Below are 12,375 nucleotides of genomic sequence, written 5' to 3'. Positions count from 1 at the left end.
GCATCGCCTTTGTCATCTTTTTGGTTTCAACGGAATCGGCCGGCACTCCGACTTTCATATTTGGTAAGCCGCACAATTGAAACAACGCCTCCAATTCCTGGTGCGTGGCGCCATCCGGACCCACGGAAATCCCACCATGAGCGCCAACTATTAGAACATTGAAGTCCCCGTAACAGACCGAAACCCGCAGCTGGTCAAGGTTACGCGCCGAGGAGAAGACCCCATAGGTTCCGAAAACCGGAAGTTTCCCCTCTTTTGCCAGACCGGCCGCAACCGTGGTTCCCCCCTGCTCCGCGACCCCGACCGAAATCCATCTTCTCTTTCTCTCGGGATGATTCTTATAGAAGTCGGAAATCGTAATTGAATCAGAAATATCAGCGCCGATGCAAACTACCCGTTCATCGCCGCCATATTCATCCAATGCCCGTCCCAGCCCTTTTCGGGTCGGGTCCATCTCCACTTTCATTAATTCTTGCTTATTCCACCAGTAATCCTTTGAGAACTTCGGTATTTTGGCATCAAGTTTCTTCTCAATCATCGCCTGATGGTCTTTTCCCACCTTCATGAAGGCTTCTATATCAAAGCGCTTCGACAAACCGAGTTCCACCAGCGCCTTCAACATCTCATCTTTGTTGGGTGGTTTTCCGTGCCAGCCGACAACATTCTCCATGAAACTGACCCCCCTCCCCTTAATGGTGCGAGCCAGAATAAGGGTCGGTTTCTCTATCGATTGGCAGGCTTTTTCGAGCGCTGGAACAATCTGCTCAATACTATGGCCGTCAATATCGATAACATCCCATTTGAAGGCTTTATATTTATCAACCAGCGGCTCTATATCCTGGACTTCCTTGACTAAGCCATCAATCTGAAGACGGTTGAAATCGATGATATTGATAAAATTGTTAAGTTTGAAATTCCCCGCCTCCATTACCGCTTCCCAGATAGAGCCTTCCTGATGTTCGCCATCGGATGTAATGGCAAAGACTCTGTGCTTTTTATTGTCGAGTTTCGCCGCTAAAGCCATTCCTACCGCGACGGACAATCCCTGGCCCAGAGAGCCGGATGAAATCTCTACCCCAGCGAGGTCTTTCCGATGGGGATGTCCCTGAAACGGGGCGCCCAGCATTCGCAATTTTGCCAGTTCCTGCTCCGGAAAGTATCCTGAAACGGCCAGAGCGACATATAGCGCCGGCGCTTTGTGTCCTGCCGACCAGACTATGCGGTCCCTTTCATCCCAGGCCGGATTCTTTGGGTCGTGCCTGGCGACTTTGAGATAAAGACTGGACAGAATATCCATCATCGATAAGGTGCCGCCGGAATGACCCGACTGGCCCGAGCAGAGAGAAAGCATATCCAGCCCGCGCATATAATTGGCGCGCTCTTTCAATTCCTCTATAGTGTAATCTTTCAATATCTTTCCGGTCTTGGAATCAAGGAGTGGCATCGTACCTCCGCATCCTCAAGATTGTGAATTTTTTAACATAATGTACGGAGAATATATTACTTCTGAAGTCAAAGTCAACCCTTTTTCAGAGCAGACGCTGCATCGCCCGCTTGACCTTAACCTGCAGAACATCAAGGGATTTGCTATTGGATATGATAATGTCGGCATGTTCCTTCAAAACAGAATCAGGCAGCTGCGAACCTAATCTTGCCCGGGCCTCAGCAACCGAATATCCCTTCTTAAGAAGCCGCTCAAGGCATATGCGATCCGGAGCCTGGACCAGAATAACTTTATCGACTTTCTTCTGCCATCCCCAATCGATGAGCAAAGCGGCATCTACAACCACTATTCTATTGCGTTTCAATGAGATTTTAGCCTGATGGTCAAGTTCTCTCAGTAGAAAGGGATGGACAATCTCATTGAGCCGTCGTCGGCTTTCTTCATTAGCCAGAGCCAGACGTCCCAATTTACGACGGTTCAATTTTCCTTTTTTATCTATTATCCCTTCGCCAAATCCGCGCACCAGTTTCTTGAGTACAGCCGGCTTATTATCTACGACCGCTTTGCCGATGGCATCGGCCGAAATCACTAATGCGCCAAACTGCTTCAAAATTCTGGCTACTTCGCTTTTCCCGGTTCCGATTCTTCCGGTCAATCCCAGCAACATTCTAAATCCGCCTCATTTCGTCTCTAACCAGTTCTTGCCTACACCGATATCGACCACTATCGGAACGCGCAGTCTTAACGCCCCCTCCATTTCGTTTCTGACTACTTCCTTGAGCCGGGGCATCTCCTCTTCGTAAGCATCAAAGACCAGTTCGTCGTGAACCTGCAGAATCAAGCGGGAGCGCCAGTCTTTTATTTTGTCGTAGACCCGAATCATCGCTATCTTTATCATATCGGCGGCGGTTCCCTGTATCGGGGTATTTATCGCCGTTCTCTCGGCGAACTGACGAACCTGGAAATTCTTGGCGTTTATTTCCGGTAGATACCTGATTCGGTTTAGAAGGGTGGTAACATACCCCAGCTTTCGGGCTGATTCAATGGTACTTTCCATATATTTTTTGATACCGGGGTAGCGGGCAAAATATGTATCAATGAAATCTTTAGATTGCGTGACATCGAGTTCCGTCTGTTGCGACAAACCGTAAGCGGTCACGCCATAGATGACGGCGAAATTGGCCGTTTTTGCCTGACGCCGCATCTCCGGAGTTACCCTCTCCATCGGTACGCCAAAAACTTCCGCCGCCGTCCGGGCATGAATATCTTCATGATTCTGAAACGCCTCGATAAGTTTGGGGTCTTCCGAATAGTGGGCGAGGATTCTCAATTCTATTTGCGAATAATCGGCCGAGAGAATATAACAGTCGCGGTCTCCCGGAATAAATGCCTTGCGAATCTTCCGTCCAATTTCAGTCCGAATCGGAATATTCTGCAGATTGGGGTCGGTCGATGACAACCGTCCGGTCGCCGCTATCGTTTGATTAAAAGAGGTATGCACGCGACCAGTGCGAGGATTTATCAGCCTTGGTATGGCATCAACATAGGTGCTTTTCAGCTTGGTCAACTGACGATAGTCGAGAATCAGCCGCGGCAGGTCGTGCACGGCAGCAAGCTCTTCCAGAACCCGCACGTCTGTTGAAAGATTGGTCTTCTTGGCCGTTTTCCCCTTCGAGGGAAGTTTCAGTTCTTCAAACAGAACCTTCGAGAGTTGTTGCGTTGAATTGATATTGAATTCATGCCCGGCTTCGACATAGATATCGGCGGTCAATTTTTCCAGCAGGGTATCAATCTCCTTCGACATTGCCGCCAGATAATCGGCATCAACCCGCACCCCGGTTTCTTCCATCGCCGCCAGCACTTTCACCAGCGGTAACTCAACGTTGTAATATAGATTCTGAAGTTTCAATTCCTCGATTTTCGGCGCCAGCACACCGCGCAACCTGAAAGTATAATCGGCATCCTCGGCCGAATAAAAGGTCGCCTTGTCAACATCAACCTCCGCAAAAGATAACTGCTTCTTTCCGGTTCCGATCAGGTCGGTTATAGGCTGCATCCGATAATTGAAATACTCGAAAGCCAGATGATCCAGATTGTGCTGGCGACCCGAGGGATTAATCACATAAGACGCCAGCATGGTATCGAATCCGATCGGCTCAATATCGAGTCCGCTGCGGTGAAGCACCTCCAGGTCGTACTTTATATTCTGTCCGAATTTCTGGATTTTCTTGTCGGTCAAGAATGAAGATAGCTGATGTTTACTTTCATTTAAAGGGAGATTCCGCTCCCGTTCCTTATGCCCCAGAGGCAAATAGTAGGCCTTCCCGGCCTCGCCGCAGAGCGAGACTCCGACCAGTTCAGCGGAAAGAGGGTCAAGCGAGGTTGTCTCGGTATCGACAGCCACTTCCTTTTTCCGGGATAATTCTTGGAGAACCTCACGAAGTTTATCAATTGTATCTACCGTCCGATAACTGACTTTAGCCTTTGTTTCCGGCGGGGAAATATCGGCTCCCGGAGAAAAGAGGTCACCCCCTTTCTCTTTTGCCAGCAAACTCAGAAGAGAGCCGAACTCCATCTCCAGAAAAAGCTTCTTTGCTTTCTCAAAATTTATCTCTCCCCGTTTCAGATTCTCCAGAGAGAATTTTATCGGCACGGAGGTATTCAAGGTAACCAGAGTTTTTGACAGTTCCGCCTTATCGACATTTTCCTCTATTTTTGTCCGCACACCTTTGGCTTTAATCTGTGAACGATTTTTAAGCACCGCCTCCAAACTGCCAAATTCTTCAATCAAAGAAATGGCGGTTTTGGGACCGATTCCCGGCACCCCCGGCACATTGTCCGATGAATCCCCCATCAGCGCCAGAGTATCAATGACCTTCTCCGGCGGCACGCCAAATTTGGCAATCACTCCCTCACGGTCCAATTTCTCCGGAGGAAGCGCCCCTTTCTGCGGATTGTAAATCTTCACCCGGTCAGACACCAACTGGAAAAGGTCTTTGTCACCCGAGACAATCCAGATATTCATTCCGGCGGCTTCCGCTTCCTTTGCCAGAGTCCCGATAATGTCGTCCGCTTCATATCCTTCCATTTCCAGCGCCGGAAGATTGAGCGCCTCCACCGCTTCTCTGATGCGCGGCAGTTGCTCCACCAATTCTTCGGGCATTTTGGCGCGCGTTGATTTATATTCGCCGTACATTTGATGGCGGAATGTGGGCGCTTTGGTGTCGAAAATCACCGCCATATAGTCAGGATTTTCATCCTTTATCACCTTGAGAAGCGAATTCAGAAAACCGAATGTCGCCGAGGTATTCTCCCCTTTGGAGTTGATGAGCGGGTTTCTAATGAAAGCAAAAAAGGCGCGGTAGAAAATTGCCGAGCCATCGACAAGAAATAACGTCCGCTCTTTCATTGATACAGACCCCGGCTGAGCACCAGCCGTCGCACTTCCTCCGGCACGAGATACTGAATAGACCTCTTATCCTTGACCATCTGGCGAATCATAGTCGAGGAAATCTCCACCTGCGGCATGGGAAATCTCTCAAAGTATTTCGCCCAGGGGGATGCGGCAAACTGGTCATCATATCCGGGGCGATTGCCAACCACAATCTTCACCCGCTTCACCAGTTCTTCCGGTTTATGCCAGCGGTCAAACTGGGTGATATTGTCCGCTCCCAGAATCAGATGCCATTGCACCCCCGGAAATTTGAGATTCAGGTAGTCAATTATGGCAATGGTATATCCGGGGCTCTTAAGTTCCTTTTCAAAATCGGAAGACTGGAAAACTTCATGCCCCTCGAGAGCAAGACGAGTCATTAGACAGCGGTCTTCAAAGGATGCCACCGGCGGCTGGGCGCGATGCGGCGGATTGAAGCTGGGATGCAATATCAATCCGTCAAACTTAAAGTGATTATACGCCGCCTGAGCCAGGATAAGATGTCCGTAATGAATCGGGTCAAACAGCCCCCCCAAAAGACCCCAGCGAGAGCCGCTATTTGGAGCCGTCCGCAACATTTGCGCTATCCAATTGCGGAGTTATTCTGGCGATATATTCTTTCGCCTCCGGAACCAGTTCATGGGTGGGGTATATCGACAGGAAGCTGTTGAACTTCTCCAGTGCCGTCGCGAGCCGTTGCAGGCGATAGTTCACTTCTCCCAGTTTGAACAGAGCCAGACTTCCGTAAGGGGTCGAGGTATATTCGTCAACCACCAATTGAAAATAGATTTCGGCGGCAACCAAGTCCGACATTTTCCAGTAAAGCATGCCGTTCTCATATTCTTTGTGCGCCAGTCTGGTTTGCGCCTTTAGTATCACTTCCCGCGCCGACTCAAGAAGCGGGGAATCGGGGTTGTCAACTATAAAATCTTCCATCGCCGAAATCGCTTTCTTAAGGTCTTCCTGGTCCAAAGCGTAATGACCCGGGGTGCTCTTGAAATAGCAGACACCGGCCATATACTGGGCGTCATCAACAAAATCCGATTTGGGGTAATTGCTGATCAGACGGTTAAATTCCACCGCCGCCAGGGCATAGTCTTCATTCTGAAAGTAGGATTGGGCTAAGTAATACTGAGCGGTATCGACCACCGTAGCGCCGGGAAAATTAAATATTACCTTCTGGAACCCTTCAATCGCTTTCAAGTAATGTTTCTTGTCAAATTCTCTCTTGGCTAATTGGAATTGCTCCTGAGCATTGTCGGCTGTTTTTATCCCGGGACTGCCGCATCCGAAAATCATGCCTATCAAAAGAATTAGCCCGGCTAATTTAGGTATTCTCAAGTCTTGTATCGCTCCTTTAGCATCTCGTAGTTTTTCATCACTTTGTTGAGGTACGATTTAGGAAGCGGCTGGTTCAGGCGCATTCGGTCGCGCAGTGCCGTCTCTCCCAGATTATATGATATCAACGCCTTTCGAACATCCTTAAACTTCAAAATCAACTCGAACAGATGCAGTGACCCCATGCGGATATTCAGTTCGGGGTGATGCAGGGTTCGGTCGCCCTCCCAGTCAATGCCGATTTTGTCGGCAAGGCTCTGCCCGGTTAGGGGACGAATCTGCATTAGTCCCCGCGCCCCTTTTTCGGAAACCTGGTTGCGGCGAAATGACGATTCCGTCAGTATCAGGGCAACCAGAAACATCGGGTCATAGTCGTACTTGTTGCATTCCGACGATATCACCTCGACTAATTCCTTCTTCTCGTCATCGGTAAATCCGATCTGAAAATCCTCGATGACCTGCAATATCCGAAGCTTCTCCTCCAGCTCCGAAATTCGCTTTTGCTGAAAGTCAATCTGACGCTGCAGGTCAAACTTGTCCTGCACCAGATAGATGATAAACGCCGACTGGAAGAGATAAACCAGCACAAACAGCAGAGCTATCGGCTTCGATAGAAAGATACCGAGCTTTTCGTACTTAATCATAAATCACCGCGCGACCGAACCGATCAGGTCGTAACCGTCGACCATATTTATCCGCACTCTCAAGATATCGCCGACCTTCACATCATCGCCCGAAACATAAACCTGCTGGTCAATATCGGGGCAGTCGCCGCGAGTGCGTCCCACGGCCGGCGAATTGTCACTCACGCTATCTATGATAACCTCTTGAATGCCGCCAATCAAGGCAATATTTTTCCTGAAGGCTATCTCCTGCTGCAGGGTCATAAGTTCGTCCACACGCTCTTCTTTCAACTCTTCCGGCACCTGTCCCTTCATCCGCGCCGCCCGTGTCCCCTCCTCGAGCGAATACTTAAAGACTCCCAGGCGGTCAAATTCAAATTCGACTATGAAATTCTTAAGCTCTTCATATTCTTTTTCAGTCTCGCCCGGAAGCCCGGTGATAAACGTGGTGCGGATTATATTCTGTTTTGAATGCGACCGAATTTTGGCAAGGATAGTCTCAATCTGCTTTCTGGTAACCCGACGGTTCATGCTCTTGAGAATGGAATCACTTATATGCTGCAAGGGCATATCAAAATAGCCAAGAGTTTTATCCGATTGGGAAAGACGGGCAATCAAGGCATCGGTGACTGCCTCCGGATGAAGATACATCAGGCGTATCCAGGCGAGACCGGCGATTTCTTCAAGTTTGTCCAGGAGGGTCAAAATGCTTGTACCATCCGTAGAATCTCGTCCGTATGCATTCCCTTCCTGCGAGACCAGAATGAGCTCCTTTTTTCCGGACTCTGCCAGAAAGCGCGCTTCTTCCACTATCTCCTGAATCGGTCGGCTGCGATGTCTTCCTCGGATTAGTGGAATGGCGCAAAAACTGCAAAAACGGTCGCAGCCATCTGAGATTTTAACGTACTCATACGGGATAGCCTTGTCGGTGAATCTTTCTTTGCCTGCAATATAACGAAGGGATTTGGACGGAGTGCTGACTGGAACTGAGTCTCCATTCGCGCCATTGGAGAAGGCCTCCGCCAGTTTATCCAGCTGCCCCAGGCCGAAGATGCCGTCAACATGCGACAGCTCTTTTTGCAGCTCGTCCCCGTACCGCTGAGAAAGGCAACCGGTTATGTACAAACGCGAGATGCGGCGGCTTTTCTTCAATTTCTCATATCCGAGAATGGCGGCGATTGACTCCTCCTTTGCGGGAAGGATGAAGCCGCAAGTATTGACAATCACCGCATCGGCAAGTTCTTCGGAGGGGACTAACTCATGTCCCTGCTGAACCAGTCTTCCGGCAATATAATCGCCGTCAACATCGTTTTTCGGACACCCCAGTTTCTTAATGTAGAATTTCATCCGTCTCTCAAGGTAGAGTAATCACTTCTATCGAATCAGAGGGAAGGTATTCAAAAATCTTATCCTCAACTTCCGACTGCAATTTGACATCGTGAAGAAATACGGTGTTCTTTTCCGAATTTAAGTCATAATATTCAAGAAGTGAAACTCTGCCCGCTTTACGGTCAAGATAGAGATTGATACTGTCGGGCAGCGCCTCTCCTATCCCCTGGTTTTTGACCAGCAGGTAGCCATCCCCTTTTATAGATGACGCCGTCCTGTAATAGGAATTAATATCTTTGAGGAAAATCAAGCGATTCTCAAAGCGCTCGCCTTCCTTGAGACATTGACGGGTTGCCTGCAGATTGGCAAAGGAAACTTCCCAGATACATTTGCCGTCAAAAAGAAACAGCTCATCGCCAATATTGGCGCGATAGCGGCCATCCTCGGCGATAACAATATTCCCCGATGTCGAGTCCACAGTTTTGAAGACCTCCGATTCAACGGCAATTAGTACGTCAAAACGAATCAATTTCGCGGCGCTCCAATCCTTTTTGATATTCTCCAGTAGATCATCCCCTGCAAGAGACAGGGAAGAAAAGAATATCAGGAGAAAACAGAGCGCCCTGAAAATCTGCCTGTAATTCATAATTGATTATACGCCGGATAACGGTTTTAGTTTTTGTCAGTCAGGGACCGGGATGAGGAGAGCCTCTCCAGATAGGTGCGGTCCACCAGCACTTCCCGGGCTTTGCTGCCGTCATAAGCCGAGACTACCCCGGCTTCTTCCAGTTTGTCTATCAGCCGCGCTGCCCGCTGATACCCGATTCCGAGTTTTCTCTGCAAAAGAGAAACTGAGCCCTGCTTATGACGAATCACCGTCTCCGCTGCTTCCAAAAAGAGCGGGTCATCGAGGTCAACATCATCTTCGTCACTGTCGGCCGAGGTCTCTTCCGGCTTTTCTCCTTCGACTTTTTCTGCCGTCGGGAACTGGGCATTTATGAATTTTACTATCCGGTCGGTCTCTTCGCTCGATATGAACCCGCCATGAATCCGCACCGGCTCCGGTTGTCCCGGCTGCAGAAACAGCATATCGCCGTTTCCCAGAAGTTTCTCGGCTCCGTTGCCGTCAAGAATCGTTCGCGAATCAATCTTGGATGCCACCTGAAAGGCAATTCGGGCGGAGAAATTGGCTTTAATCAGGCCGGTGATGACATCGACCGACGGTCGCTGAGTGGCTAATACCAGATGAATCCCGACCGCCCGCGCCATCTGCGCCAGACGGGTAATAAGCATTTCTATACGCGATGAGGCCGAGGCAATCATCATATCAGCCAGCTCATCGACTATTATCACGATGTACGGCATCTTTTCTTCGGGGTCCTTTTGACGGGCGTTATAATCCTCAATGTTTCGGACCGACTGCCCCGCCAACTTCTTATAACGACCCTCCATCTCCGCCACCGCATCTGCCAGGACTTTTTCCGCCCGCTTGGGATTTGTTACCACGGGCCGCGCCAGAAATGGAAGCCCGGAATAGACCGACAACTCCAGCATTTTGGGGTCGATAAATATAAATTTTAACTGCTTCGGATGTAATCTGTATAGAAGCGAAGTGATGAGCGCATTAATGCAGACTGATTTGCCGGAGCCGGTGGCCCCCGCTATCAGCAAATGCGGCATCCTGGCTAAGTCCGCCACAAACGGTTTGCCGGATATGGTTTTGCCAAGCGCCAGCGGCAGTCTTATTCGCCCGTCGGTATAGATATCCGAATTTATGATTTCCTTGAGAAACACCGTCCGCGCTTTGTGATTTGGTATTTCGACCCCAACCGCCGCCTTTCCCGGTATCGGGGCAATAATTCTGATTCGTTTCGCCCGAAGCGCCAGAGCCAGGTCATCGGAAAGATTGGTTATCTGATGAACTTTTACTCCCGCGGCAGGCTTGAATTCAAATCGTGTGATGACCGGACCGGGATATTTGTCAATATTGCCGTCTATTGTCACGCCAAATGTTTCCAGCGTTTCTTTCAACGCCCGCGCTGTCATAGCCAGCTCTTCAGGGTCAACCAATACCCCTTCATCCGGATTGTCATTCAGAAGTTCCAATCCGGGGAATTTGTAATCACCCACTTCCTGTCCAATTCTGGCCGGTTTTTGCTTGAGGGTAATCTTCTGCCGCGCCTTCTTGCCTTCTGCAGCAGTTTCCTCTCGTTCCGAATCGGGGATATCGTCAGCGTCGATTTCTCCTTCAGCGGGCAATATCAGTTCCTGCTCTCTATCTTTCTCCAATCTAACCTTTTTCTTTTTTTCTTTTTTCCTGGGTTTCATCGCCCGAAAGATGCTTTTCAGCAACTCATAAGCCTTAATGGCTGCCCATTTTATTAGACGAAGAGGATTTAAGGCTTTCAAAAAGCCCATCCGGGATGACTCGCTCAGATAGGAATATGCCAGGACGACAGCGGTAATCAGAATTCCGGCGCTCAATAAAATAAATGAGCCGACACCGCCGGTCGCCTGCATTAGAAAGCGGGTCAGGTAGTGAAAAATGTAACCGCCACTTGTATCGGTGAAATCATATTGAGTCGCGCTGCCGCCGAGCATAGTGACATTGGCGACCATGGTCGCCAGGATGGAAATAATAAGGCTGCACCAGAGGGCCGGCCGAGCTTTGCGGCGCCAGTCGAAAGAAAACAGCATTAGAGAAACATAAATCAGAATCAATGGGAGGAAGAAAGCCAGCCAGCCAAAGAAAAAGAAAAGGAGGTAAGAGGAATATGCCCCCGCGGTGCCAACGCTGTTCTGAAAATTGCTCTGGAAAGGATTCCCTTCCGCAAGGAGGGTGTCATCATCGGTGGCGGTATGAGTTGCCAGCGATGCCAGTATTAGAAATGCCAGCAACACCAGCAGAATTCCAAGAATGCTCCTTTTCCGTCTGTCGGCTCTGTTTTTATTCTTAGATGACGCCATATTCTTCTATTCCAGATAAATAACTTATGCCTTTTCCCGCTTCTAATCAACAAAAATAAAACAGGGCAGGTATAGCGCCCTGCCCTGTAGAATCAAAAAGAGCCGTTACTACTTTCTCACGGCCTCTTTTAAGGCTTTCCCGGCGCGGAAATGGGGAACTTTCATTGCCGGAATATTAATCTTGGCGCCGGTCTGCGGATTCCGTCCGACACGGGCTTTGCGGCGCGCCACCGTAAAAGTCCCAAAACCTACGAAACTGACCCGTTTCCCTCTCTTGAGGTCACCCGCAACATTCTCAAAGAAGCTGCTGAGGGCAGTCGCTGCCTGACGCTTGCTGATCTTAGCGTCCTTGGCAATCTTGGCAATCATTTCCTCTTTGGTCATGAGGCATTCCTTTGTGTTTAGAGTTGATGTGACTTTTTCCCTATAAAAAAATCAGCCGAATTGCCTGTTTTGTCAATAAAAAAATGCTTCTCTTGTCTTAAAAAAATCGACCGCCGTCCCTCTGCCCTGCTACAGGAAGGCGCTTCGGATGCCCGATTCCGACTTCTCAAATTTGATATCAGGAATAGAGATGACGTTTATCCGGAAATAATATCCCTGGTTGGAGCCATCCGGAATCCAGTAGAAATACCCCTGCCAGCAGTGCAGATTTCGTTCCACCTCCACCCGCCGGGAGATAGTCCGGTCGCGAACAATATCATACCCCTGGTAATAACTTATTTTCCACTTCGAAGTGAGATTTATCCGCAAATTGAAACTGACATTATGGATTTTGCTGAAAGCCGAGGCTCTACCCCGTTCCGAATAGTAATGGGACACCGAAAAACTCCAACTTTGCTTCATATCTGATGATTTTGCGGCTCCTGGCGTGCCCGAGACCTGGCTGAGCGGGTCATATTCTTCCAGGACGCCGCCGGTACTGAATGAAGAAGAGATGCTAAAAGAAGTTAGATACGGTGACTGCCATCGGAGAACATCGGTTCCTGGCCTGTACAGGTCATGAGTCATAGAGGCCGACATCCGGACATTCTTCAGAAGCGAAATCTGCCCCGTGGTGCTTATTTCCGAAAACTTGCGGCCCGTTGCCTCAAAATTATATGTAAGGGAGCTATTGACGCTCAAGAGGTCGTAATTACGAGTGGTTTCGCCTGCTTTCACTTTAGCCTGGAAGAGCTGACGAAGCGAAAAGGACAACGCCTCCTGCTTGGCGCCACCCCCACCGGCGCCGGTGAAACTGC

General features: G+C 49.4%; 11 protein-coding genes. All 11 read right to left on the bottom strand.

The window, feature by feature from the left end; all coding sequences use genetic code 11:
- Positions 1-1,444 (bottom strand): 1-deoxy-D-xylulose-5-phosphate synthase N-terminal domain-containing protein (locus AB1690_01610; GenBank protein ID MEW6013996.1); only part of this gene is annotated, 1,444 nt, incomplete at its 3' end.
- Between the two features lie 85 nt (positions 1,445-1,529).
- Positions 1,530-2,111 carry a dephospho-CoA kinase gene (gene coaE / locus AB1690_01605; protein ID MEW6013995.1) on the bottom strand — a complete coding sequence of 194 codons (582 nt, stop codon included), beginning with the start codon at positions 2,109-2,111 and terminating at the stop codon, positions 1,530-1,532.
- A gap of 12 nt (positions 2,112-2,123) precedes the next feature.
- On the bottom strand, positions 2,124-4,853 hold the full coding sequence (gene polA / locus AB1690_01600; protein MEW6013994.1) for a DNA polymerase I: 2,730 nt from the start codon (positions 4,851-4,853) through the stop codon (positions 2,124-2,126).
- Positions 4,850-5,455 carry a nicotinate (nicotinamide) nucleotide adenylyltransferase gene (nadD, locus tag AB1690_01595; protein ID MEW6013993.1) on the bottom strand — a complete coding sequence of 202 codons (606 nt, stop codon included), beginning with the start codon at positions 5,453-5,455 and terminating at the stop codon, positions 4,850-4,852. The genes polA and nadD overlap by 4 nt, the downstream gene beginning before the upstream one ends.
- On the bottom strand, positions 5,433-6,218 hold the full coding sequence (bamD, locus tag AB1690_01590; GenBank protein MEW6013992.1) for an outer membrane protein assembly factor BamD: 786 nt from the start codon (positions 6,216-6,218) through the stop codon (positions 5,433-5,435). The genes nadD and bamD overlap by 23 nt, the downstream gene beginning before the upstream one ends.
- A complete protein-coding gene (locus AB1690_01585; GenBank protein MEW6013991.1) occupies positions 6,215-6,859 on the bottom strand; it encodes a lytic transglycosylase domain-containing protein in 645 nt (214 codons plus the stop codon). The genes bamD and AB1690_01585 overlap by 4 nt, the downstream gene beginning before the upstream one ends.
- A 3-nt stretch (positions 6,860-6,862) precedes the next feature.
- Positions 6,863-8,185, bottom strand: coding sequence for a 30S ribosomal protein S12 methylthiotransferase RimO (gene rimO, locus AB1690_01580; protein MEW6013990.1), 1,323 nt, complete (start codon positions 8,183-8,185; stop codon positions 6,863-6,865).
- 7 nt (positions 8,186-8,192) lie between these two features.
- A complete protein-coding gene (locus tag AB1690_01575; protein ID MEW6013989.1) occupies positions 8,193-8,813 on the bottom strand; it encodes a hypothetical protein in 621 nt (206 codons plus the stop codon).
- Between the two features lie 26 nt (positions 8,814-8,839).
- A complete protein-coding gene (locus AB1690_01570) occupies positions 8,840-11,134 on the bottom strand; it encodes a DNA translocase FtsK (GenBank protein ID MEW6013988.1) in 2,295 nt (764 codons plus the stop codon).
- 108 nt (positions 11,135-11,242) lie between these two features.
- Positions 11,243-11,518 (bottom strand): HU family DNA-binding protein, encoded by a 276-nt coding sequence (locus AB1690_01565; protein ID MEW6013987.1) that lies wholly within the window; start codon positions 11,516-11,518, stop codon positions 11,243-11,245.
- 129 nt (positions 11,519-11,647) lie between these two features.
- On the bottom strand, positions 11,648-12,375 hold a 728-nt coding region (locus AB1690_01560; GenBank protein MEW6013986.1), incomplete at its 5' end, for a putative LPS assembly protein LptD.

The sequence above is a fragment of the Candidatus Zixiibacteriota bacterium genome, assembly GCA_040753495.1.
GTDB lineage: Bacteria > Zixibacteria > MSB-5A5 > GN15 > PGXB01 > DYGG01.
Note: the sequence above shows the minus strand (reverse complement) of the source record. Positions and strands in the feature narration are given on the sequence as shown.

What these genes read in the sequence shown, in the direction of transcription:
- coaE (MEW6013995.1), bottom strand. Translation starts at nt 2,111, where the DNA reads ATGTTGCTGGGATTGACCGGAAGAATCGGAACCGGGAAAAGCGAAGTA.
- polA (MEW6013994.1), bottom strand. Translation starts at nt 4,853, where the DNA reads ATGAAAGAGCGGACGTTATTTCTTGTCGATGGCTCGGCAATTTTCTAC.
- nadD (MEW6013993.1), bottom strand. Translation starts at nt 5,455, where the DNA reads ATGTTGCGGACGGCTCCAAATAGCGGCTCTCGCTGGGGTCTTTTGGGG.
- AB1690_01585 (MEW6013991.1), bottom strand. Translation starts at nt 6,859, where the DNA reads ATGATTAAGTACGAAAAGCTCGGTATCTTTCTATCGAAGCCGATAGCT.
- rimO (MEW6013990.1), bottom strand. Translation starts at nt 8,185, where the DNA reads ATGAAATTCTACATTAAGAAACTGGGGTGTCCGAAAAACGATGTTGAC.
- AB1690_01575 (MEW6013989.1), bottom strand. Translation starts at nt 8,813, where the DNA reads ATGAATTACAGGCAGATTTTCAGGGCGCTCTGTTTTCTCCTGATATTC.
- AB1690_01570 (MEW6013988.1), bottom strand. Translation starts at nt 11,134, where the DNA reads ATGGCGTCATCTAAGAATAAAAACAGAGCCGACAGACGGAAAAGGAGC.
- AB1690_01565 (MEW6013987.1), bottom strand. Translation starts at nt 11,518, where the DNA reads ATGACCAAAGAGGAAATGATTGCCAAGATTGCCAAGGACGCTAAGATC.